Consider the following 22,427-nt stretch of genomic DNA (forward strand, 5'->3'; position numbering starts at 1 on the left):
ACTATGGAATTTATATGTTAAAGTTTTTTCTTAAAAAGAGAGTTATTTCCTCAGTAAAGAAAAATGCCCTGTCTTTTTTCGGGTTCTTCCACTTTTATCAATTAATTCAGCATTGTACCAATAATCATTAGAAGGAAGGTCAGTACCGTTGTAGATACCATTCCAACCTTGGCTGTTTTTATCAGTAATTTCGTTAATTAGTTTTCCGAAACGATTAAAAATTTGAACTTTAACAACATCATAAAAATCATTATCAACACCTAAAACTTTCCATGTATCAAAATGTCCATCTCCGTTAGGAGTAAAATGGCGTTGGAAGTAAATAATTGAAATCTTATTAGATGTTACAATACCGCAACCATTTCGGTCTCTAATTGAAACAGCGTTTAACCCAGGAGGAATATTAGTAAAGGTATACGAAAGGTTTTCATTACCTTTTACAAAATCACTAAGGTCAGTACTGTTTAAGGCATATTCATAGTCACCAATTCCGTCAATTGTAATTTCGATTTTATTGTTTTGAGGGTTATCTTGATCATCAACAGATTTTATGTTAACAATTAACGCATGATTCGATTCTTTTACAAAAAACGTATTATACCCCATACAATCTTCCGAAAGATTAGGATGACTTCTATAAGCTTCAACTTTATATTCTCCTTCAGTGTTAGCATTATGAATAGAAGATATTTCTCCAGAGAGTAAACTACCATTTAAATACCACTTGTAAGTATCTGTTGGATTTCCAGTATCAGCATTTAAGGGAACTGTATAAGGTTGAGGGGTTAGCCTAGGGTTATCAACGCAAAGAATAATATTATCGGGGTTTCCTTGAGGAACAGGCAAATCTATAACATGTAGATTAAACTTACCGACACTTTCACAAGCGTTGTTATTTTTTGATATAATTCTTACAAATACTTCTGTGTTATCAGTAAATAAGTCATCATCATATGGAGGTAGAATTTTGTTTGTTTGTAATGAGGCATCGTTAGCTGTTCTATAAAACTCAATAGAATGGGTGTTATTGGTTAACGCTCCATTAGATTTTGTAATAATATCATCCCTCTTTATATCAAAATCAAAGAATGTGTTTTGACTACCTATACTTTGAATAGCATTAGAGATAGAAGCATTAATGTCTAGTTCACAAGAATACATGTCGTCAAAAGTATCTAGACCAGATGAGTTAACAGTTAAATCTATGCTTCCTGTATTAAAACACTGTGTTGTATTATTTATAATTTTTACAAGTAGTGTTTGGTTGAAAGGTGAAGTGTTAGTGTAGTTTTGTGGTGATGTTATTGATATGTTATTGTCAAAATCAGTTTGATTTTTAAAAAAGAGAACAGTCACATTTGTATCGTTATTTGATAATTCTGCTTCTCTACTCTGTAAGTTAAATGTAGTAAAACCATCAGTAGGATTGTTGTCAAAATCACATTGCTGATAAGGAGGTAACATAATAAATGAAGGAACAGGATTTATAACTAGATTAAAACTAGTTGATGTATTTAAGCATCCAACATTATTCTCAACTCTAACAAAAACAGTTTGAGTATTTTTTGTAACATTAGTAAAAAGAGAATTTTTGTTAATAGGGTTTAAGTCGTTTTGCGCATCTGAAAGGCTTTGATAGTAGTTTACGATATGCGTATTTGAATCTAATGTACCTAAAATTTCACTGTCTTTTGAAGAAAATAAAAAAGAACTATATAAACCATCAGTATTACTTCCACTATCAGTATCATCACATACAACATAATCTGATGGTTGAGTAATATTAATATTATTGTTTACAATAATATCATAATCGGTTACAGAGAAACATTCAGAGTTTATGTTCGTTAATCGTACAAATATTTTTTGAGGGTTACTTGTGTTTTTAAAAGCATTTGGAGTTACTATAGGGTTTGTATTGGTTTGAGCATCATTATTGCTTAGATGGTAACTAATTTTTACATCTGTTTGTCCATTTAGTATTGAATTGCTGTTAGTGGTTAGGTCAAAGAGTGTACTATCATCAAAAATACCATCACTATCACATTCTTTTAAGTCATAAGACTGACCATAAGTTGGGGGATTAATTGCGGGAGGATTATTAAAAGTAGCAGTACCTGTCCAATCGATTTTAAAACTACTATTACCTATAGGTCTATCAATAACCAGAAAATAAGAATCGTTATCGTTTACATTTAATGAACGAACAAAACTATTGCCTTGAGGACCTGGACCTTCAGAAATATCAGTTTCAGAATTTTTAAGTCCTGTCAAGTTATTTCCTTGGTTACTGGCAGCTGGATTTGTAGTTGAACAGCGAATAGCTTGACCGATGTTGGCACAGTTTACATTTGGACCAAATATAAAAAAATCAAAATCGATATTAATGTCTGTATTATGACTACCATCTGAGTTGGTAGGAGTAAGTGTAAAACCTAATGTTCCTCCTTTGTCAATTTTAATTTTAACCCATAAACTATTATTTTCTTGACTAGAACATGTGTTTGAGCCTGAAAGCTCTTGAATACCTACACCGGTAGCATTTAAGTTTTGAAAACCACTGTTACCACAAACTACGATTGCATCTGAGCAATCATTTTGAGCAAATACGTGTAAGCAAGTAAAAAATAAAATAAAAAAAAATGTCTTTTTCATAATGTGTAAATTATTTTCTCAGTAAAGAGAAATGCCCAGTTTTTTTTCGGATTTTTCCATTGGAATTTATTAACTCAGCATTGTACCAGTAATCGTTAGAAGGTAGGGAAGTACCATTATAAATACCATCCCAACCTGAATGATTTTTATCGGTAATCTCATTAATCAATTTTCCAAAACGATTAAATATCTGAACCTTGATCACATCATAATAATTGTTGTTTACCCCTAAAACTTTCCATGTGTCAAAATGCCCATCTCCATTTGGTGTAAAGTGACGTTGAAAATAAATAGTTGAAATTTGGTTGGATGTTACAATTCCACAACCGTTACGATCTCTAATCGAAATAGAATTTAATCCTGGAGGAATGTTAGTGAAGGTATATGAGAAATTTTCGTCTCCTTTAGTAAAGTCACTAAGGTTTGTACTATTTAAGGCATATTCATAATCCCCAATTCCGTCTACTACAATTTCAATTTTATTATTGTTTGGATTATCTTGGTCATCTACTGATTTAATATTTACAATTAATGTTTGGTTAGATTCTTTAACAAAAAATGTATTATATCCCATAAAAAGGGAAGTGATGTTTGGATGAGTTCTATAAGCTTCAACTTTATATTCACCTGTCGTATTAGCATAGTAAATAGCTGATGTTTCTCTAGGTATTAATTTACCATCTAGATACCATTTATATGTGTCAGTAACATTTCCTGTATCAGCATTTAAAGGAGTTGTATGAGGTTGAGGGCTTAGCCTTGGGTTATCAACACATAGGATAATGTTATTTAAGTTACCTTGAGGGATAGGGATTTTTTCTACAAAAATTTTAAAATTACCTACTGCTTCACAAGATGCAGCTCCTTTATTTGAAATTCTAACATACACATCAGAATTGTTGGTAAATAAGTCATCTTCGTATGGGGGAATAATTTGATTTATTTGTAAGGAAGCATCTTCTGCTGTTCTGTAGTATTGAAAATCGTGAGTAATTTCTGATAGCGATCCTCCTGAATTATTAATTATTTGTTGCGTCTTCAAAGAGAAGTCAAGAAAACCGTTGTTAGTACCAATGCTAAATTTAGCACCAGGGTTGGATGCATTTTGATCTAATTCATGGATGTATTCATTGCTATAGGAAGTTAATCCTGTTGGGTTTACTTGTAAATTAATAGTGTCCGTTTGATAGCATTGGGTAGCGTTATTTGTAACTTTTACAGTTATAGAGTGATTTGTTGCCGTTAAATTAGTGTAATTATTTTTGTTAATTGGTGATGAAAAACTAGTGTCATACGTTTCAAAAAAATCAATTGTAACTTCAGAAAGGTTATTTACCAAAGCATTTTCTAATACTTCTAGGTTAAAAGTTGTAAAACCGTCAATAGGATTACTGTCGAAATCACATTGTATATAAGGTTGAATTGAATTGATTGTAGGTTTTGGTTCAAACGTAATTTGAACTTTACCAGTGTATGTTTTTTTACAATAAGAATTAGATTCTATTTTTATTTCATATAAACCACTACCAAAATTAGTGTTATCAACAGTTAATATTCTTGTCTTGGCTATTTCTTTTCTTTCTTTAAACCATGTATAGGTATCGTTAGGGTTGTTTTTTTCTGGTTGAATTTGGTAACTTTCTCCAATACAAAAAATCTGGTTGCTATTGTTTAGAACTTCATTATTAGCGAGGTTGACTAATTTAACAGGTGCAAAAAATGACTGAATAAAAGGTGGTAATCCTTGTGAAGACATGGCTCCACTTAGGTCTACAGCGTTTGAAGTAAATTGAATATCAGTAGCATTATCTTCTGGATTCTCTATAGCTCCTAAATAAGCTCTATCTGGAATGGAAGCATATATCTTTCCGTTTGGAGCTAATTGTAAAGCTCCTCTATAACCTTGCTCTTGATGAACTTGAGTTTTAGTTTGTGCGATGTTAGCATCTAATAAATTGTATTGAAAAACTCTGAAAGAATTACTGTTTTCATGATATAAAGAAGTATACAGTTTTGTTGATTGTTGTGAAAATTCAACACCATAAGGAGAACCATCGGTAGGCTCATCTGTAAGAGTTATACCGTTAGAGCTTACTTTACCTGTAACATTATCAAAATCGTATAAAACTAATCTTCCAATTCCGTCATTAGTAAAGTCAGCGAGTGCTACTTTACTTCCATCAGGAGATGCTTTTAAATACCCTCTTTTGTCTCTTAAATAGTAAGATGAAGATGAGGTTATAGGAGTTGTTGAATCCACTCCGTTTTTATCAATTTTATAGGCGTAAAAAGTATCTTGTACGATAGACAAAACCCATATTTCTTTACAGTCTTTTCCTTGAACAGCAGTAACTTTTTCAGACCATTCTTTATCTCGCCCATTGGAAAGGTTAATTGGCCCAGAAATAACCTCACCTCCATTTCCTTTAGAAACATCAATAGTGTAAAATTTAAACCCAGGGTTATTAGGATAAGGTTGATAGCCAATAAAATCAGTACCTACTGTAAAAATATAGTAAAGGTTTTTATCTTCAGGGTTTGGAACAATTAATCCAGATTGTGAACTTGAGGGATTACCTTGTAAGTCATTAGCTAGATTACCATTCGAGTAACGCATTAGTTCATGCTTCTTTGTCCAAACATTAATTCCGTCTGAATAAAATAATAGGTTCCCGTTTTCGTCAGAAATAGATGAACAACCTTCTTGAGTTCTCAATACCCCCTCATTCAAAGCTACTGCATTTCCTGAGTTAAAATCAAGACCTGCATTATTTCCAAAATACCAAACATTTGCTTCCTTTTGGCTATAAAGAGAAATAGAGGCTGTAATTAAAAATGCTAGAAGTAGTTGTTTTTTCATTAAAATGAATTTATTTATACAAATAAAACAACTAAACTACATAAAACCCTCTATAAATCTCGTTTTTTTAACAAGGCATATGATGAGTAAATAAAAATAGCAGTCCAAATTAATACAATAGTTATATTGAAGAGGCTAACAGAATAATCTTTAGTGAAGTTTTCTCCTATTTGATTGGCTACTGATTTTACTGCACCTAACCTTGTAAATGGTTCTTTAATTAAATTAGCCATAGATTCTAGAGGAAAGAACTGCATGATTGAATTTACAGCTTCATCAACACCTGTTTTTACATTTCTAAAAGTCCAGTATAAATATCCTTTAATTAAACTTTCTACAATTAGCCAAACAATCATAGCAGCTACAGCAAAGGCAGACCGTTTAATTAGGACACCTAAAAATAATCCGAAAGAGAAAAAGCCTAATAACTTAATGAAGAAAGCGAATAAATAATCTAAGTCTGAAAATATGATAGCTATTTCATTAAAGTCAGAATATATAGCTCCAAGAATTAATGAGACAACAAAAACAAAGATGGTTGAAATAAAAGCAAAGGCTATAACAGTATAGAATTTTGATAGAATAAATTCTTTTTTACTTAAACCGTCTATTAAGTTTTGTTTTAAAGTTTTATAACTGTACTCGTTTGCCATCATAGAAACAATAACTAATAGTAAAAAGAATTTAAATATGGCTGCCATATATGTGTTAAAGTGCCAGATATATGGAAAATTAAAAATTCCTTGTTCAGCTAAATGAAATTTAATGGGACCAATATCAAACTTTATTGCTGCAATTAAAGCAATAGAGGTTAATAATGCGAAGTAGATAATTGAAAGAACTTTACTAGCTCTGTTATATTTTAATTTATGAATTTCTATATTTAAAAGTCGTAACATGGTGTAAGTTTATTGGTTGTTGGTAAGGTCTAAGAATTGTTGCTCTAAGCTAGGTTTACGTTTTACTAAGTGAGAAAGAGAAATTCCTTTGTTAAATAAAAATGTATTAATTTCAGAAGCAGACAATTCAGAGTCAAGATTAGCTATTAAAATTCCATTTTCTTCTTTGATATTCCCTATTGCTGGATGATTTTCTAATAGCTGAGTAAGTATTTCTTGATTATCTGCTTGAAGCTCAAAAAATCCATTAGAAGCAGTCATCTCATCAACTCTACCACTGTATAACTTTATACCATTTCTTATAACGACTACATGCGAACACACTTTTTCTACTTCATCGAGTAGGTGAGAGGCTAGTAAAATTGTAGTACCGTTTTGGGCAATTTCTTTAATTATTTGACGAATTTCGTGTATTCCCTGTGGGTCAAGTCCGTTTGTAGGTTCGTCTAAAATTAAAATTTCTGGATCATTTAATAGAGCAGAAGCGATGGCCAAACGTTGTTTCATTCCCAAAGAGTAAGTTTTAAACTTACTGTTTCTACGCTCAAAGAGATTAACAGTCTTAAGTTTTTCTTCAATTTTATCGTACGAAACTCCTTTAATTTTACAAATTAACTGCAAGTTTTGAACAGCGCTCATGTATGGGTAAAAATTAGGACGTTCTATAATAGCTCCTACTTTTTTTAATGCCTCGTGGGTAGATAAGTTTCCATTAAACCAGCTAAAACTCCCAGAGGTTTTGTTTACTACATTTAAAATAATACCTAAAGTAGTAGATTTACCACTTCCGTTAGGACCTAAAATTCCATAAACAGTGCCTTTTTGAATATCGAAAGAAAGATTGTTTACGGCATGAACTTTTCCGTATTTTTTATCGAGGTTTCGAATAGATAAAATTGTTTCCAAGCTATTTTGGTTTTTGTTGATTATATGTATTTGACGATTGATATAAATTATTGTTACAATGTATAAAAAAGAAAAGACTTCTTGAATTCAAGAAGTCTTTTACTGTTGTTAAGAATGTATGTGTGTTTTTATTTATTGTCTATTAATCTAAACCCTTCACCATGAATGTTTAAGATTTCAACATTTTCATCACTTTTTAAATATTTACGAAGTTTTGCAATGTAAACATCCATACTACGAGAAGTGAAATAATTATCATCCCTCCATATTTTAGTTAAAGCTAATTCGCGAGGCATTAAGTCGTTTTTATGAATAGCTAACATTCGTAAAAGTTTACTTTCTTTTGGAGATAACTTTTGAGCTTCTCCTCCTTTATAGGTCAAATGACGTAGTTTTGAGTTAAAATCAAAAGCTCCAATTTTAAATTCAAACTCGTCACTGTCGTTTGTCTTTTCAGTTTCTTTACGTTGTAAAATAGCTTTGATTTTATGTAATAAAACCTCTGAGTCAAAAGGTTTATTTAGGTAATCATCAGCTCCTACTTGGTATCCTTTTAAAACATCTTCTTTTAGTGTTTTAGCTGTTAAGAAAATGATAGGAATTTCTTTGTTAGTTGCACGAATGTCTTCAGCTAAAGAAAAACCATCTTTACGAGGCATCATTACATCTAAAATACATAAGTCGTATTCTGCATTTTTAAACATAATTAAACCATCTATTCCATCTTTAGCATGTGTAACATTATAATCATTTAATGCTAAATAATCTTTCAGAACTGTTCCAAAATTAGGATCATCTTCTACTAATAATATTTTTTTACTCCCCATTTCTTAATATTTTATATTAATGGTAATTTAACTGTAAATGTGCTTCCTTTACCTTTTTCACTTTCAACATAAACGGTACCTTGGTGACTGTCTATAATTTCTTTTACATAAGCTAAGCCTAACCCATGACCTTTTACATTGTGTATATTCCCTTTATGTTCTCTATAAAATTTGTCGAACACATACTTTTGAGCATTTCTGCTCATTCCTATCCCTTCATCTTTAATCTTAAAGATAAAGTATTTATTTGTGTTTTCAGTAAATACATCTATTTTAGGTGCATTTTCTGAGTATTTTAATGCGTTTTCTAGCATATTAACAACAACATTTGTTAGGTGAAACTGATTTCCAAGAACTTCTGTTGAAATAGCTTCAAAATGAGTTGTAACACTTCCTTTTTTATCATCGGTTAAGAGTTGAATGTGTTCAATGGCCTCCTCAATTATGTCGTGCATATCCACAGCATCCTTACTAATTTCAATCTGGTTCTTTTCAAGTCTTGAAATTCGTAACACATTTTCTACCTGTCCATGCATTCGCTTGTTTTCATCACGAATCATTTGAACATATCTTTTAACCTTTTCTTCATCTGATATGATTTTTGGGTTTTTAATTGCATCTAAGGCTAGGTTTATGGTAGCAATAGGTGTTTTAAACTCATGTGTCATATTGTTAATGAAGTCTGTTTTTATTTCAGAGATCTTTTTTTGACGAATAAGCTGATATAACGATGTTGAAAAAGCAGCGATGATAATTCCTATAAAAAATAAAGAAAGTATTAGTACTTTCATCATACCTGATAGCAGGTTCTTTTTTTCGTTAGGAAATTTAACATACAATTTATATTTACTATTTCCATTTTCATCTTCCAATAACGGATAGTTAATATCTTGTGGCTGTATGTTAAAATATCCAGACTTTAACTGTGTTGCTAATCCATCTTCATAAACAACATATTTAAAATCTTGTGTAATATTCATTTTAGCAAACTCTTCTTTAAGTGTATTACTCAATTCTTTATTACTTATTCTTTGATTAATAGGAAACACAGCTTTACTTCGTCTAAAAGCATGTTCCATTACTTCGTCATTCCATGTACTGTATATTCTGAAAGAAGAATGGCGGCTTTCATCTAAAAAAGGCTTAAAATCTTTACTTTCAGATTTTATTATTTGGGAAAAGTAAATGTCTTCTTTTCCAGAGTAACGTTTTATAATGATGGAGTCATTATCAACGAATTCATTGGGCATTTTAATACTCTCTTCTAATATGGTACTACCAAAAGAAAACTTTTTTTTACTTACTGTATCAACTTGCTGAAAAAGAAAAGTTGTTATTTCTGCATCAGTTCTAAACTTGTCGTTTTCAAAATAGTCTTTATAGTTTTGCTGAAACTCTAGATACTCTCTCTCTTTTATATTTTCAGAGGTACGAGCTAAAGCAATTTTTACATTGTTTTTAAATTGTTCCTTTTTATTTTTAATAGCATCGTTAATCCAATATACTTGAATAGAGATGATTCCAATTAAAGAAATGCTCATTAAAACAACAATGAGAATAAAAATTTTCTTACCCATTATTCAAAAATAAATTAATAAAATTTAGGGGTATAATCTTTTAACTTAGATTAACAAAGTTACTATAAAATTAAGATAATTTTAACAGAAAACATTAACAAAGCGTAAATTAGCTTCTCTTTTTTGTTAAAGAATTGTGGATTTTTAAGACTTGTTCTTTTGTTTTTGTAAGTGTAAGATTTTCAATTAAGTAGTTTGATTGAAGTGTTTTTTTTGTTTCGCTCCATTGGTTTTTTATTCTACTTTTTACATCTTCAATTGTTGAGTTATCTCTTTTTATAACTCGGTTGATTCTTACATTTTCAGGAGCGGTAACTGTAATGATTTTATCGCAAAAAGAATCGCTTCCGTTTTCAAAAAGAATTGCGTTTTCATATAATACATAATCTTTACCATTGTTTTCTTTTATAAAGCGTTGTAAATGTTCATTAACAATAGGATGTACAATGGCGTTAAGAGTAGTTAATTTTTCTTTGTTATTAAAAACGATTGAAGCTAAGTAGGGTCTGTTCAGTTCATTATTGATGTAAGCTTCTTCACCAAATTCAGTAATTAATTGAGTTTTTATTTTAGCCGATGTGTTCATTAACTTTTTAGCTTCATCATCAGCAATATAAATGGCAATATTTTCAAATTCCGAAAATATATTAACTACAGTAGATTTTCCACTACCAATTCCTCCTGTTAAACCTATTACCATTTTATTTATATATTAAAAAATCAATCTTATTAGGAACTATTCTTACTAAGGTTACCATGTCAGGAAGACCTTTTATTTGTGGTGTAAGGTAATTAACTTCTTTATTTTTAGATTGCAAGTAATCACATTCTACTTTAAATAAATCTGGGGTTACTTCATTAAAGTTTTGTAAACCTACTTTGTAAATAATTTTAACTTTTTTAGGGAAAACATTAATTCCCTTAGGAGCGTTTTTAACAAATACAGGCACTTCTATTTCCCCTTCTGTAAACTTATCAACGTCAATATTAATTTCAGCTGTAGAATGACTTGATTTAAGCTGAGTGTTTTCTGGAAAAACAATAGGAATGGAGATATTTGTGCTTTTTGATAAGTTTTCTAAAGTAGTGCTCTCTAAATTTAAAAAATCGGTTTTAGCAATATAGGCTTCATCACCAGAAATTAAAACACTATCAGGAATAATAGTTACTGGTTTTGAAAGATCATAACCTAGCTGAAAAGACAAGCTAAGGTTAGGTTTTAAAGGAACTTTTTTTGAACTAAGTGTACCAATTTTTAAAGGAATGGTATCTTCTTCAATCTTAAGTAATTCAATACTAGATTTTAGTTGTTCTTGAACTTCTGAAGTTAGGTTTTTAGATAAAAAATAATAACTATTCCCAGTTTTTTTAGAAGCCTTATTAAGGTCCAATTTAATAGGTTTATGTGTTATACTTGTAACTAGTAAGTTATATCCACTACTTTTTAGCTTTAAAGAGAGGGTGTTAATAGGTGTTTCTATTAATGTTTTTTGTTGTGGTAGTTGAGTATATTCAACATCATATACTATTGTTGTGTCATATTCTTTTGATAGGTTAATAAGTAACCAAAAAAATATAGAAGCAGTTAAAAAACCAAAGAAAGTTTTAGGTATGTTAAATTTTGTTTTCAAGAAATAGTTTATTGATGCAATCTACGTAAAAAACAAAAAAGTGAGCCCATGAGCTCACTTTTTTATAAAATTGTATACTGTTATTTTTTAGTTTCAGTAGTGTATTTTTTACTCATTTCCATAGAAATGGCAGAACGTTCAAACTTTATCTTACCAGCACCTGTTTCAATAGTAACAGTGTTGTCGGTATCGTTGATTTCTACAATTTTACCATGAATACCGCTAGTTGTAATTACTTTAGCTCCTTTTTTAATTTCTGTTTGAAATTGTTTTTCCTTTTTTTGACGTCTCATTTGTGGACGAATAATTAAAAAGTAAAAAACAGCAATCATTGCCACGAAAGGAAGCATGTTCATTAAACTTTCTTGTGAGCTAGCTTGTAAAAAAATGGTTGTAAACATTATGAGTTCGTCTTTTTAGGGGTTACCATTCCAGAAATCTTAATAACCTCTCTACCTTTTTCAGTATTAGTAGTTAAAGTAATAGACTTAGATTGTTTATTAACTCTTCCATTAGTATTGAAACTAACTTTAATATCTCCTGTTTTACCAGGAGCAATAGCTTCTTTTGGCCATTCAGGAACAGTACATCCACAAGATGCTTGCGCATTTGTAATGATTAAATCGCTTTTACCAGTATTTGTTACTACGAAGGTAGTTTTAACAACGTCTCCTTCGTTAACAGTACCAAAGTCAAACTCTTCCTTGTCAAAAGAAATAACAGGAGCGCCTAAACCAATAGAGCTATCCCTTTTTTCTGCATTTTCAACATTTTCTTTTTTAACTTTTGATGAAGCATTTCCTTGCCCGCAAGAAACTAACATTCCTGCTGAAACAACAAATGCTACTACTACTGCTATTTTCTTCATTGTAAAAATATTTTTAATTTGTTGTAAAAATACTAATTTATTATAATAAACCTCTACCAATTTTTACCATCTTGTTCGAACTTAGATAGTCTTTGGCTAATTTATCTAAAACTCCATTAATAAAATAACCACTTTTATTAGTTGAATAGTCTTTAGCTAATTCAATATATTCATTAATGGTAACTCTACTTGGAATAGAAGGGAAGTGTAAAAACTCAGTAATAGCCATTTTAATAATAATCATATCAATATCGGCAATTCTATCAGCTTCCCAGTTAGGAGTTTTTTCTTTAATATCTTCTTCGTACTTATGTTGATGCAACACTGTTTTTGTAAATAAATCAGAAACAAATGTTTTATCGTCATTATCTTTATACAAACTACCTAAAATGAAAGGTTTACTAGCCTTTTGTTTGTTTAAAGATTTTAGAATCCAAGTGTTAACAAATGGAATATCGTCTACCCAAGAAATCATTTTATCTTCAAAATAGTCAGCTAGCTTTTCATTAGGGGCTACTATTTCTCTAAAAAAGTCAATAACAAACGCCCTGTCTACATTATAAGAATCTTCAACAGTGTCCATGTACTTTTTGTAAATGTCACTTTTTTGTAATTCATCTAATAAGATTTTTACATACTCATCATCAAGATCCCAATAATTTAGCTTGTTAAGCTCAACATAGCCTTCTAAACTTACACTTTCATTAAGTGAATTTAAAAGTTTATTGTCTATAAATTTTGTATTTGGGTTGAGTTCTTCTTTTGTAGCTAGTATTTTCTTTTTAGAAAGCTCTATTCTCTTACGAGCTAATTTTTGTACTTCAACTAATAATTGAAGGTTTAAAACGTACAAATCGTACATTTTTTGAATGCTATGTTTTAAGAATTTTTCTTCCTTAACTAAATCATCGCTATGCGATTGTTGCATCGCATAAACCGATTGCATTACTTTAACACGAATATGTCTTCTGTTAATCATTCTAAAGAACTTTAAAAAAAAGAGCGATAGAAACTATTTCTAACGCTCTGCAAAAGTAAAACTTTTTTATTTTTTATCTAGCTATTTTGCTCTTTTTTGCGAGCATCAATTCTTGCTTGTGCAATATTGAAAGCAGCTTGATGTGTAGTGATATTCTCTTTTTCTGATAAATTGAAAATCTCTAATGTAGTATTGTAAATGTTTTCAGTTCTTTTTAAGCTCTCAGCTTTATCGTAACCAACAACTTCAGCATATACATTAATAATTCCACCAGCATTAATTAAGAAGTCAGGAGCATAAGCAATTCCTTTATCTTTTAACATTGTACCGTGTTTTAACTCATTGGCTAATTGGTTGTTAGCAGCACCTGCAATTACCTTAGCTTTTAATTGAGCGATACTTTCATCATTAATAGTTGCACCTAAAGCACATGGAGCATAAATATCAACATCTAATCCAAAAATGTCATTTCCTAATACTACGTTGGCACCATATTTTTTACTTAACTCTTCCAAACGAGCTTCGTTAATATCATTTAAAATAACTTGAGCTCCTTCATCAGTTATGTGCTTCACTAAAGTTTCTCCAACATGACCAACACCTTGAACTAGTACTTTTTTCCCATCTAAGTTGTCAGTTCCAAACTTATATTTAGCAGCAGCTTTCATTCCCATGTAAACACCATAAGCGGTTACAGGAGAAGGATTCCCAGAACCTCCAATACTTTCAGAAACACCTGTTACGTGTGGAGTAACTTCACGGATAATGTCCATGTCACGAGTTTCCATACCAACATCTTCAGCAGTAATATATTTTCCACTTAAAGAATTAACAAACTCACCAAATTTACGCATTAAAGCGTCGTTCTTTTGAGTTTTAGCATCACCAATAATAACTGCTTTACCACCACCAAGATTTAATCCAGTAACAGCAGATTTGTATGTCATACCACGAGACAAACGTAATACATCATTTAAAGCCTCCCATTCACTTTTATATTGCCACATTCTAGTACCACCTAAAGCAGGTCCTAAAGTTGTGTTATGGATACCGATAATTGCTTTTAAACCTGTATCTTCGTCGTTGCAAAAAACGATTTGCTCGTGATTGTCAAAAGATAACTGACCAAACACTGGGTCATTCTTAAGATCTTTAGTATCAATGATTTCTGATGTCATTTGTTTTGTTTTTTAATTTGAGATGATTTGGACAATCTCAAAAATTCGAGGGCAAAAATAAGAAATCGTTAAAACATAAGCAAAAAAAGAGGTCTTAATTAAGGTATCTTTAACAAGAGCCCTTTATAAAGTTTAATTTTTATAATAAGATAGAATTGAAAGCATTACAATACTTAAACAAGTACTTTGTTAAATACAAATGGAGGTTATTACTAGGAATTTTAATTACAATATTATCAAAAATATTAACACTTAAAATTCCAAATTTTGTAGGAGACTCACTAAATGTTGTGGAAGATTATCAGTTAGGTAAAATAACTGAAATGTCAGAGGTGAAAAGTATTCTTTTAACAAATATTTTACTAATAGTAGCAGTAACACTGTTAGGTGGTTTTTTTACATTTTTAATGCGTCAAACTATAATTGTAATGTCTCGATTAATAGAGTTTGATTTAAAAAATGAGATTTACCAACAATACCAACGATTATCACTTAATTTTTATAAACAAAATAGAACGGGTGATTTAATGAATCGTATTAGCGAAGATGTGTCTAAAGTTCGTATGTATTTTGGACCAGCTATTATGTATTCATTAAATATGTTGGTTTCTTTTGCTGTTGGATTTACTCAAATGTATGCAATATCACCAAAACTTACTTTGTATACAATGATACCTTTTCCCGTTTTATCAGTATCAGTATTTATTTTGAGTAAGCAAATTAACAAACGAAGCACAGTAGTTCAGCAATACCTCTCAAAACTAACAACGTTTAATCAGGAATTTTTCTCTGGTATTAATGTGGTGAAATCGTATGCAATAGAAGGTGCTGTGATTAAAAACTTTGATACGTTGGCTGATGCTAGTAAAGATAAAAACATTAACCTATATAAAGTACAAGCGTTGTTTTTTCCTTTAATGATTTTATTAATAGGTATTAGTAATATCATCGTTTTGTATGTAGGAGGTACACTATATATTAATGGAGAAATTCAAGTTGGAGCTATTGGAGCCTTTGTTATGTATGTAAATATTTTAACATGGCCAGTAGCAGTAGTTGGTTGGGTAACTTCAATGGTACAACAGGCAGAAGCTTCTCAAGAAAGAATAAATGAATTTTTAGAGCAAGTTCCCGAAATTGAAAATGCAAATGAAGAAGAAACTATTATAGAAGGAGGTATTGAGTTTGATCATGTTTCTTTAACTTATGAAGATACAAATATTACTGCGTTAAAAGATGTAAGCTTTAAGGTAGAAAAAGGAGAAACATTAGCGATTTTAGGAAAAACAGGAAGTGGTAAGTCATCTATAATTAACCTAGTTTCACGTTTGTATGATACTACAGGAGGGACCGTATTAATGGACGGAAAAGATATTAAAACTTGCAACTTATATGATATAAGAAACCAAATTGGTTTTGTACCGCAAGAACCGTTTTTGTTTTCAGATACCATTGAAAACAATATAAAATTTGGAAAAGAAGATGCTACAGAAGAAGAAATTATTGAAGCAGCAAAAAATGCGGTTATACACGATAATATTATCGATTTTAAACAAGGTTATAAAACTATTTTAGGAGAACGTGGTGTTACACTTTCAGGAGGGCAAAAGCAAAGAACTTCTATAGCAAGAGCCATTATAAAAGATCCTAAAATTTTAATTTTTGACGATTGCCTTTCAGCAGTTGATACTGAGACTGAAGAAAGAATTTTATCAAATTTAGAACGAGTTTCTAGTGATAAAACAACAATAATAATAAGTCATAGAGTATCGTCAGCAAAAAATGCAGACAAAATAATTGTACTAGATAACGGAAAGATAATTCAGCAAGGTGTTCATAATCAATTAGTAAAACAAGAAGGTTATTACAAAGAGTTATATGAGCAGCAGCTTTTAGAAAAAGAAATATAGCATTTCGTATTGTCAAGTCAAATATTTTGTTAGATTTGTTGAGAAAATTTAAGTAAACAACTATTATTTTAAGTAGCGAATTATGAGCGAGAGAGTAGAACAAGAAGAAATCTTTTCACAGGTTTTAAGAGCAGGAAGAAGAACATATTTTTTTGATGTTAGATCTACAAAGGCAGATGATTATTATTTAACAGTGACAGAGAGTAAGAAGTTTACTCACGATGATGGTTCTTTCCACTATCAAAAACATAAAATTTACTTATATAAAGAAGATTTTAGTGACTTTAAAGAAATGTTGAATAAAGCAACAGACTTTATTGTAAACGAAAAAGGATCTGAGGTAATCAGTGAACGCCATCAAAAAGACTATAAAAAGGAAGAGAACGTAGCAACAGAAGCAACTTCAACAGAAAGTTTTACTGACGTTTCTTTCGACGATATTTAAACAGAAGAAACTGTTTTGCATAGCTCTAAACACAAATTGTACAATTTGTGTTTAGAGACTAGATTGTGCAGAAAAAAATCAATTCAAATTCAATTTACACTAGAGAAACCGCCAGTTGTTGCACAGCAATTGGTGGTTTTTTAATCTTTATATAAGTGATTTTATTTTGTTTGGTAGTTTTGATGCGAATTCAACCAGCTGCTTATAAGTTAAAGTTCTACCTACTCTACTATTAAGTTTATCTTCACGCTGGTTAATCCTAAGTAATTTTTGTTTCATAGGAAAGCGAGTTTTGAGTTTATCTAAATATAGTAAAAAAAACTGAATTTCAGTGAGTTATATATGTTTTGGGTTGAAGTATTTTGTAAGATAGGTGTTTTTCCTATAAAACTTTTTTCATAGTAGTAGTTTTTGCTACCGTTTCTTGCCATTCTTTTATAGCATTACTGTCGTGTGTAATTCCACCACCAACATAAATATATACAGTATTATTAGAAACCTCCATACAGCGAAGATTAACAAATAAATTACTTTCTTTATCATTAGTGTTTAATTCTCCTAAAAAACCTGTATAAAAGCTTCTATGATAGTTTTCGTTATCTAAAATAAATTGTTTTGAAGCCTCTAAAGGCATTCCACAAACAGCAGGAGTAGGATGTAAGCTTTTGATTAAAGAAGCAGTATTAGTTTTTAATTTCCCATTAAGAATGGTTCTTAAATGAAGTAATTTTCCTGCTTTTATAGTTTCAATACCAGATGCTGTAATCTCTGAAGAAATATCAGATAACCTGTCAGTGATGTAGTCAGTTACAAATTGTTGTTCTTCTAATTCTTTTGGCTGCCAAGTGACATTAGTTGTGCCATTGTAAACTTGTGTTCCCGCCAAAGCCATAGTTGTAAAACTTTTATCTTTAATACTAACTAAAGTTTCTGGTGTAGCTCCTAACCATAACCCAATTTTAGGATGATGCCAAATATATACAAAAGCAGTAGGGTAGTTACTCAAAAGTTTTTGAAAAGTATCAATAAGGCTGAAATCTGATAACTCAATTTTTTCTTTTCTAGAAAGAACTACTTTTTTAAACTGTTGATTTTTAATAGCGACTATTCCTTTTTCAACCAGCTGAATGTGGATTTCTTCAGAAGCTATATCAGGAGCATGATTAGTATTGTTAGTTTGAGCATCTCCAACAGTAATTTCTTCTTCAATATAGGTAGATTGATTTTTAGGAATTAAGATAGCTTTTTCTCTGCTGTCAAACGGAGCAAAAATAAATCCACTCTCATCATAATTTTCAGAGGTAATTAAGTCATTGTTTTGTTGAAACCATCCTTTAATTTTAGAACAGTTAGGTTTTCTGTAAGTAACAAAAGGTAATTCTTTGTTTAAAGCTTCTTTTATGTTTGAAAAAATACTCAATCTAATTGTTGTATTAAATGTTCTTTAATCGTGTCAAATTTACTCCAAATAAATCCATGACCAGCATCAGGAATGCTAATTAACTCAAATTGATTTTTAGGAAACTGTTCTTTTAAAAATAAAGAGTTTTCAAAAGGTACAATCCAATCATTAGTTCCATGAATACTTACTATAGTGTTTGGTGTAGACTTCCAATTGTTTTCAAAAACTTGTAAATCTTGTTTATGAGATAACTTTTCTTTACTTGCTTCTTGCCATATTGGAGGAACCAACCATCGAGTAACTTTCCATTTGTATAAATTTAAAGACCATGGCATGGGTTCTACCTTACTGTACACAGCAGGAGCCAGCAAAATTACTTTTCTAACTTTTTCTTGTATAGCTAAGGCAATGGGGCCGCCATAAGAATAACCTACAAGAATCGTTTTATTGGGTTTAATATCTTTGAAAATATTCTTCAACATATCACGTTCAAAAGCAATACTTTCTTGAACCGGATTTTTGTCTTGATAATTGTAGCCAATTCTGTCATATGAAATCATATTAGCTTTGCTAAGCAATGCGCTATCCTTCATATATTTTACAAAATCGGTAGAAGAACCTATCGTCCCATGAACAAAAACAAGTGTAGGTAAAGTAGTATCTTTTATAATGGAAAGTTTTCTGTATTCAAACCCTTTAAAGTTTTCATAAGTGAGGATAGGAGTAACAGAACTGCCCGAAAATTTTTCAAGTACTTTTATGTCAGATTTAGGAGCAGAAAAATTCCAGAATAAATAATATAAAACAAGGAAAAGCACAAAGAAAGCAATTCCAACAAATTTCAAGATTTTTTTTAGCAATTTCATGCTATTGTTTGTCTAAAACAATATTGGTAATCTTACAAAGTGAAATTAAATTATCATTTTCATCAACAATTCTCACTTCCCATAAATGTGTTGTTCTACCTTTATGAATCGCTTTTGCAGTAGCAAAAACATGTCCTTCTTTCTTACTTTTTACATGATTGATGCTGAGCTCAATTCCTTTAATAATTTTATTAGAGTCTCTTAAAAAAAATGCAGAAGCACAACTACCAACCGATTCTGCCAAAGCAGCCGTTGCTCCACCATGTAGTAGTCCATAAGGTTGATGTACTTTAGGTGTTACAGGCATTTTAGCAGTAATAAAATCATCACCTACATCAACAAACTCTATTTCTAAAGTTTCCATCAAGGTATTTTTGTTGTAATTGTTTAAGACTGTAAGAGATGCTTGCTTATTCATGGGAACTAAAAATTATCACCCAAAAATACGTATTTTTGTACTGACAAAAAATGATAGAATGTATAAAGTACGCGTAATTTTAGATACGAAAGAAGATGTAATACGAACCCTGTTAGTAAACGAAAAAGCTTCGTTAGAAAACTTACACTTTGATATCGCAAAAGCGTTTGGTTTTAATGGACAAGAAATGGCATCTTTTTACCGTACCGATGAAGATTGGAATCAAGGTGAAGAAATTCCTTTATTCAATATGTCAGAAGCAGGAGAAGGAATTTCAATGGCAACATGTATTTTACATGAAACCCTACCAAACCAACACGATAAGTTAATTTATGTGTACGATTTCTTACAAATGTGGACGTTTTATGTTGAATTGATAGAGCAATCAAACGAAGTGATAACTGAAACGAAAATGGTTTTATCTGTAGGAGAAATCCCAGAGCAAGCCCCAGAAAAAGAATTTAAGGCAGAAGATATTTCAAAAAATATAGATGATGAAATTGATGATGAATTTAATAACTTTGAAAGCCTAGACGATTTTGACTTTGATAATTACTAAGCTATGGCACAATTTATAAAATTGTATAACGACAATCCCAATCCAAAAGAGATTGAAAAAATTGTAAAAGTTTTACAAAATGGAGGGTTGATTATCTATCCAACTGATACTGTATACGGTTTAGGTTGCGATATAACCAATACTAAAGCACTAGAAAAAGTAGCAAGAATAAAAAAAGTAAAGCCAGAAAAAGCCAATTTTTCGTTTGTTTGTAACGATTTAAGTCATTTATCTGATTACGTAAAGCAAATTAATACTACAACCTATAAAATTTTAAAAAGAGCCTTACCAGGACCATATACTTTTGTGTTACCAGGTAGTAATTCTCTACCAAAAGCCTATAAAAAACGAAAAACAGTAGGTATTCGTGTGCCAGATAATAATATAGCAAGAGCCATTGTAGCAGCTTTAGGAAATCCAATTGTATCAACATCTATTCATGATGAAGATGAAGTATTAGAGTATACAACTGATCCTGAATTAATCTTCGAAAAATGGCAAAATATTGTTGATGTAGTGGTTGATGGAGGTTACGGAGATAACCACGCATCTACTGTAATCGATTTAACAACCGATGAACCAGAAGTAATTCGTGAAGGAAAAGGAAACTTAGATATTTTATAATAGTAAGCTTAGTTGAAATCTTAAAAACCACTTTTTAATTAAAAACACAATTCCTATCTTAGTATAGTATAAGAATAGAAAAAGGATGTATGTTTTTACTGGATAGATTTCCCAACGACAGCGGACCAATATATCAAGAAACCATAGCAGGCAGATTGCCTGTAGAGCCTTTCAATACTTTTAGTAACTTAATTTTTATTGCACTACTGATTTACTTCGGAAGAAGAATTTATCAAAAACCTAAACAGCACCCATTTTTTCTGTTTGCCATTCCTGTTATATTTATTAGCTGGATAGGAGGTACCATGTTTCACGGTACAAGAAGTCATGAGTTTTGGTTGTTGTTAGATTGGATTCCTATCATGATTGTATGTTTAGGAGCTATTATTTATTTCATAGGAAAAATTAAAAAGAAATGGTGGCAACGAACAGCAATAGTTGTCGCTATACTTTTAATATCTATTTTACCAAGATTTTTACCAATTCCTTCAGGATATAAAACCTCATTTGGGTATGCAGTAACAGCACTTGCTGTAATAACTCCGTTAATATGGTATGCTTATAAGACACATTGGAGAAATGTAAAATACATAGCATACGGAGGAGTGGTTTTTGGAATAGCTTTATTATTTAGAACTCTAGATAAAAAAGTAGAGTTATTACCTATGGGTACACATTGGCTATGGCATACTTTTGGCGGAATAGCAGTTTTCTTTTTACTCTATTACATCTATAAAGACGAGCAAGAATTAACGTAATTCGGTAAACTTTTTTCTTCCTTTAACATAATACTGCCAAACGACAGATTTATGCTCGTAGTAATTTGATTTTTTGGGAGATTCTTTTCTCTTTTTTATGAACTTAAAAAGGTGCGCATAAAAACTAAAATGAGCTTTTAAAATAGCAAACAAGTGGTTAGGTTTCCCTTCTAGTAAAAATTTAATGCTTGCCAATCCGTCTAAGATTAAACGAGAAAAAATAATTGGAAACAATTTAGCAGAAGGTAAGTTTTTAACTAAGTTGAGTAAACTATTCCTAAAATTTAAAAACGTTTTTCTCGGATTCAAAGTGTCCAATGTAGCCCCACCAACATGATAGACAGTTGAAGCTCCAACGTATTTTATAATATGTCCACTATTTTTAGCACGCCAGCATAAATCAATCTCTTCTTGATGTGCAAAAAAATCTTCGTCAAAACCATTGAGTTGATGAAAAACTTCTGAACGTATAAAAAAACAAGCTCCAGAAGCCCAAAATATTTCTGTAGTATCGTTAAACTGTCCGTTATCAGTTTCCAAGTCGTTAAACAAACGACCTCGGCAATACGGATATCCAAAAGCATCGATAAATCCACCACCAGCACCTGCATATTCAAACTTCGATTTATCTTTAAAATCTAAAATCTTAGGTTGAATAATAGCTGTGTTAGCTTCTTTCTTAAAAGTATCAATAATAGGAGTTAACCAGTTATTAGTAACCTCAATATCAGAGTTTACTAAACAATATACATCGGCATCAATACGCTTTAAAGCATCGTTGTAGCCTTTAGCATAACCACCATTTTCTGAGTTCTGTACAATTTTTACAGAAGGAAGATGTTGCTTGATAAACGCAATAGAATCGTCCGTAGAAGCATTGTCTGCTACATACACTTCCGCTACTTCAGAACTAAAATTCACGACAGAAGGTAAAAACTGCTCAAGCAATTTTTTTCCGTTCCAGTTTAATATGACAATTGCTGTTTTCAAGGAGACAAAAATACATTTATTACCTTAAAACTCCAGTGGTAAAAGTTTTATTTTAAAGTTTAACTATTATTGTAA

Annotated in this window: 21 protein-coding genes; 5 read left to right on the plus strand and 16 right to left on the minus strand. The window is 30.8% G+C overall.

Going from position 1 to position 22,427, the window contains the following annotated elements:
- Window positions 1-42: 42 nt before the first annotated feature.
- From ACKTTR_RS05020 to ACKTTR_RS05075, 12 genes are all read right to left on the minus strand, one after another.
- Complete coding sequence (locus ACKTTR_RS05020; RefSeq protein ID WP_408026789.1) at window positions 43-2,655, minus strand: T9SS type B sorting domain-containing protein; 2,613 nt, start codon at window positions 2,653-2,655, stop codon at window positions 43-45.
- 10 nt (window positions 2,656-2,665) lie between these two features.
- Window positions 2,666-5,515, minus strand: coding sequence for a T9SS type B sorting domain-containing protein (locus ACKTTR_RS05025; RefSeq protein WP_408026790.1), 2,850 nt, complete (start codon window positions 5,513-5,515; stop codon window positions 2,666-2,668).
- Between the two features lie 50 nt (window positions 5,516-5,565).
- Entirely contained in the window at window positions 5,566-6,414 is an 849-nt protein-coding gene (locus tag ACKTTR_RS05030) for an ABC transporter permease (RefSeq protein ID WP_408026791.1), read from the minus strand.
- Window positions 6,415-6,423: 9 nt separating this feature from the next.
- On the minus strand, window positions 6,424-7,320 hold the full coding sequence (locus ACKTTR_RS05035; protein WP_408026792.1) for an ABC transporter ATP-binding protein: 897 nt from the start codon (window positions 7,318-7,320) through the stop codon (window positions 6,424-6,426).
- Window positions 7,321-7,448: 128 nt separating this feature from the next.
- Entirely contained in the window at window positions 7,449-8,147 is a 699-nt protein-coding gene (locus tag ACKTTR_RS05040; protein ID WP_125068104.1) for a response regulator transcription factor, read from the minus strand.
- An 11-nt stretch (window positions 8,148-8,158) separates the two neighbouring features.
- Window positions 8,159-9,688 (minus strand): sensor histidine kinase, encoded by a 1,530-nt coding sequence (locus ACKTTR_RS05045; protein WP_408026793.1) that lies wholly within the window; start codon window positions 9,686-9,688, stop codon window positions 8,159-8,161.
- A gap of 145 nt (window positions 9,689-9,833) precedes the next feature.
- Window positions 9,834-10,424, minus strand: coding sequence for a dephospho-CoA kinase (gene coaE / locus ACKTTR_RS05050; protein WP_408026794.1), 591 nt, complete (start codon window positions 10,422-10,424; stop codon window positions 9,834-9,836).
- Between the two features lies 1 nt (window position 10,425).
- Window positions 10,426-11,355 carry a YbbR-like domain-containing protein gene (locus tag ACKTTR_RS05055; protein WP_408026795.1) on the minus strand — a complete coding sequence of 310 codons (930 nt, stop codon included), beginning with the start codon at window positions 11,353-11,355 and terminating at the stop codon, window positions 10,426-10,428.
- An 80-nt stretch (window positions 11,356-11,435) separates the two neighbouring features.
- Window positions 11,436-11,756, minus strand: coding sequence for a preprotein translocase subunit YajC (gene yajC / locus ACKTTR_RS05060; RefSeq protein WP_408026796.1), 321 nt, complete (start codon window positions 11,754-11,756; stop codon window positions 11,436-11,438).
- Entirely contained in the window at window positions 11,756-12,223 is a 468-nt protein-coding gene (locus ACKTTR_RS05065) for a DUF1573 domain-containing protein (protein WP_408026797.1), read from the minus strand. The genes yajC and ACKTTR_RS05065 overlap by 1 nt, the downstream gene beginning before the upstream one ends.
- A 40-nt stretch (window positions 12,224-12,263) precedes the next feature.
- On the minus strand, window positions 12,264-13,202 hold the full coding sequence (gene nusB, locus ACKTTR_RS05070; protein ID WP_408026798.1) for a transcription antitermination factor NusB: 939 nt from the start codon (window positions 13,200-13,202) through the stop codon (window positions 12,264-12,266).
- Window positions 13,203-13,279: 77 nt separating this feature from the next.
- Window positions 13,280-14,380, minus strand: a complete 1,101-nt coding sequence (locus ACKTTR_RS05075) for a Glu/Leu/Phe/Val family dehydrogenase (protein WP_408026799.1) — start codon at window positions 14,378-14,380, stop codon at window positions 13,280-13,282.
- 155 nt (window positions 14,381-14,535) lie between these two features.
- On the opposite strand from ACKTTR_RS05075, the gene ACKTTR_RS05080 reads away from it, so the two are divergent.
- Both ACKTTR_RS05080 and ACKTTR_RS05085 read left to right on the plus strand, forming a co-directional pair.
- Complete coding sequence (locus tag ACKTTR_RS05080) at window positions 14,536-16,290, plus strand: ABC transporter ATP-binding protein (protein ID WP_408026800.1); 1,755 nt, start codon at window positions 14,536-14,538, stop codon at window positions 16,288-16,290.
- Between the two features lie 82 nt (window positions 16,291-16,372).
- Window positions 16,373-16,735, plus strand: a complete 363-nt coding sequence (locus ACKTTR_RS05085) for a PUR family DNA/RNA-binding protein (protein ID WP_125068090.1) — start codon at window positions 16,373-16,375, stop codon at window positions 16,733-16,735.
- A 382-nt stretch (window positions 16,736-17,117) separates the two neighbouring features.
- On the opposite strand, the gene ACKTTR_RS05090 is transcribed toward ACKTTR_RS05085, so the two are convergent.
- From ACKTTR_RS05090 to ACKTTR_RS05100, 3 genes are read right to left on the minus strand one after another with little or no spacing between them, the layout of a single operon-like run.
- Window positions 17,118-18,155 (minus strand): chorismate-binding protein, encoded by a 1,038-nt coding sequence (locus ACKTTR_RS05090; protein ID WP_408026801.1) that lies wholly within the window; start codon window positions 18,153-18,155, stop codon window positions 17,118-17,120.
- Complete coding sequence (locus ACKTTR_RS05095) at window positions 18,152-19,003, minus strand: alpha/beta fold hydrolase (RefSeq protein ID WP_408026802.1); 852 nt, start codon at window positions 19,001-19,003, stop codon at window positions 18,152-18,154. Before ACKTTR_RS05095 ends, ACKTTR_RS05090 begins: the two co-directional genes overlap by 4 nt.
- Before the next feature lies 1 nt (window position 19,004).
- Window positions 19,005-19,421: a PaaI family thioesterase gene (locus ACKTTR_RS05100; protein WP_408026803.1), complete on the minus strand. Its 417-nt coding sequence runs from the start codon at window positions 19,419-19,421 to the stop codon at window positions 19,005-19,007.
- A gap of 58 nt (window positions 19,422-19,479) precedes the next feature.
- Between ACKTTR_RS05100 and ACKTTR_RS05105 the strand changes: the two genes are divergently transcribed.
- From ACKTTR_RS05105 to ACKTTR_RS05115, 3 genes are all read left to right on the plus strand, one after another.
- Window positions 19,480-19,980, plus strand: a complete 501-nt coding sequence (locus ACKTTR_RS05105; RefSeq protein ID WP_408026804.1) for an IS1096 element passenger TnpR family protein — start codon at window positions 19,480-19,482, stop codon at window positions 19,978-19,980.
- A gap of 3 nt (window positions 19,981-19,983) precedes the next feature.
- Window positions 19,984-20,604, plus strand: coding sequence for an L-threonylcarbamoyladenylate synthase (locus tag ACKTTR_RS05110; RefSeq protein WP_408026805.1), 621 nt, complete (start codon window positions 19,984-19,986; stop codon window positions 20,602-20,604).
- 89 nt (window positions 20,605-20,693) lie between these two features.
- The gene (locus tag ACKTTR_RS05115) at window positions 20,694-21,362 is read left to right on the plus strand and encodes a hypothetical protein (RefSeq protein WP_408026806.1); all 669 of its coding nucleotides are present in this window, start codon (window positions 20,694-20,696) and stop codon (window positions 21,360-21,362) included.
- Here ACKTTR_RS05115 and ACKTTR_RS05120 read toward each other — a convergent pair.
- Window positions 21,354-22,352 (minus strand): glycosyltransferase family 2 protein, encoded by a 999-nt coding sequence (locus ACKTTR_RS05120; RefSeq protein ID WP_408026807.1) that lies wholly within the window; start codon window positions 22,350-22,352, stop codon window positions 21,354-21,356. The two genes, ACKTTR_RS05115 and ACKTTR_RS05120, sit on opposite strands and share 9 nt — an antisense overlap.
- Between the last annotated feature and the right edge of the window lie 75 nt (window positions 22,353-22,427).

Source organism: Tenacibaculum litoreum, from assembly GCF_964513915.1.
GTDB classification, from domain to species: Bacteria; Bacteroidota; Bacteroidia; order Flavobacteriales; family Flavobacteriaceae; genus Polaribacter; species Polaribacter litoreum.

Coding starts and splice junctions, on each gene's coding strand:
- ACKTTR_RS05110 (WP_408026805.1), top strand. CDS start 19,984: ATGGCACAATTTATAAAATTGTATAACGACAATCCCAATCCAAAAGAG.
- ACKTTR_RS05115 (WP_408026806.1), top strand. CDS start 20,694: ATGTTTTTACTGGATAGATTTCCCAACGACAGCGGACCAATATATCAA.
- ACKTTR_RS05105 (WP_408026804.1), top strand. CDS start 19,480: ATGTATAAAGTACGCGTAATTTTAGATACGAAAGAAGATGTAATACGA.
- ACKTTR_RS05085 (WP_125068090.1), top strand. CDS start 16,373: ATGAGCGAGAGAGTAGAACAAGAAGAAATCTTTTCACAGGTTTTAAGA.
- ACKTTR_RS05040 (WP_125068104.1), bottom strand. CDS start 8,147: ATGGGGAGTAAAAAAATATTATTAGTAGAAGATGATCCTAATTTTGGA.
- ACKTTR_RS05075 (WP_408026799.1), bottom strand. CDS start 14,380: ATGACATCAGAAATCATTGATACTAAAGATCTTAAGAATGACCCAGTG.
- ACKTTR_RS05045 (WP_408026793.1), bottom strand. CDS start 9,688: ATGAGCATTTCTTTAATTGGAATCATCTCTATTCAAGTATATTGGATT.
- yajC (WP_408026796.1), bottom strand. CDS start 11,756: ATGTTTACAACCATTTTTTTACAAGCTAGCTCACAAGAAAGTTTAATG.
- ACKTTR_RS05025 (WP_408026790.1), bottom strand. CDS start 5,515: ATGAAAAAACAACTACTTCTAGCATTTTTAATTACAGCCTCTATTTCT.
- ACKTTR_RS05100 (WP_408026803.1), bottom strand. CDS start 19,421: ATGAATAAGCAAGCATCTCTTACAGTCTTAAACAATTACAACAAAAAT.
- nusB (WP_408026798.1), bottom strand. CDS start 13,202: ATGATTAACAGAAGACATATTCGTGTTAAAGTAATGCAATCGGTTTAT.
- ACKTTR_RS05020 (WP_408026789.1), bottom strand. CDS start 2,655: ATGAAAAAGACATTTTTTTTTATTTTATTTTTTACTTGCTTACACGTA.
- ACKTTR_RS05030 (WP_408026791.1), bottom strand. CDS start 6,414: ATGTTACGACTTTTAAATATAGAAATTCATAAATTAAAATATAACAGA.
- ACKTTR_RS05065 (WP_408026797.1), bottom strand. CDS start 12,223: ATGAAGAAAATAGCAGTAGTAGTAGCATTTGTTGTTTCAGCAGGAATG.
- coaE (WP_408026794.1), bottom strand. CDS start 10,424: ATGGTAATAGGTTTAACAGGAGGAATTGGTAGTGGAAAATCTACTGTA.
- ACKTTR_RS05095 (WP_408026802.1), bottom strand. CDS start 19,003: ATGAAATTGCTAAAAAAAATCTTGAAATTTGTTGGAATTGCTTTCTTT.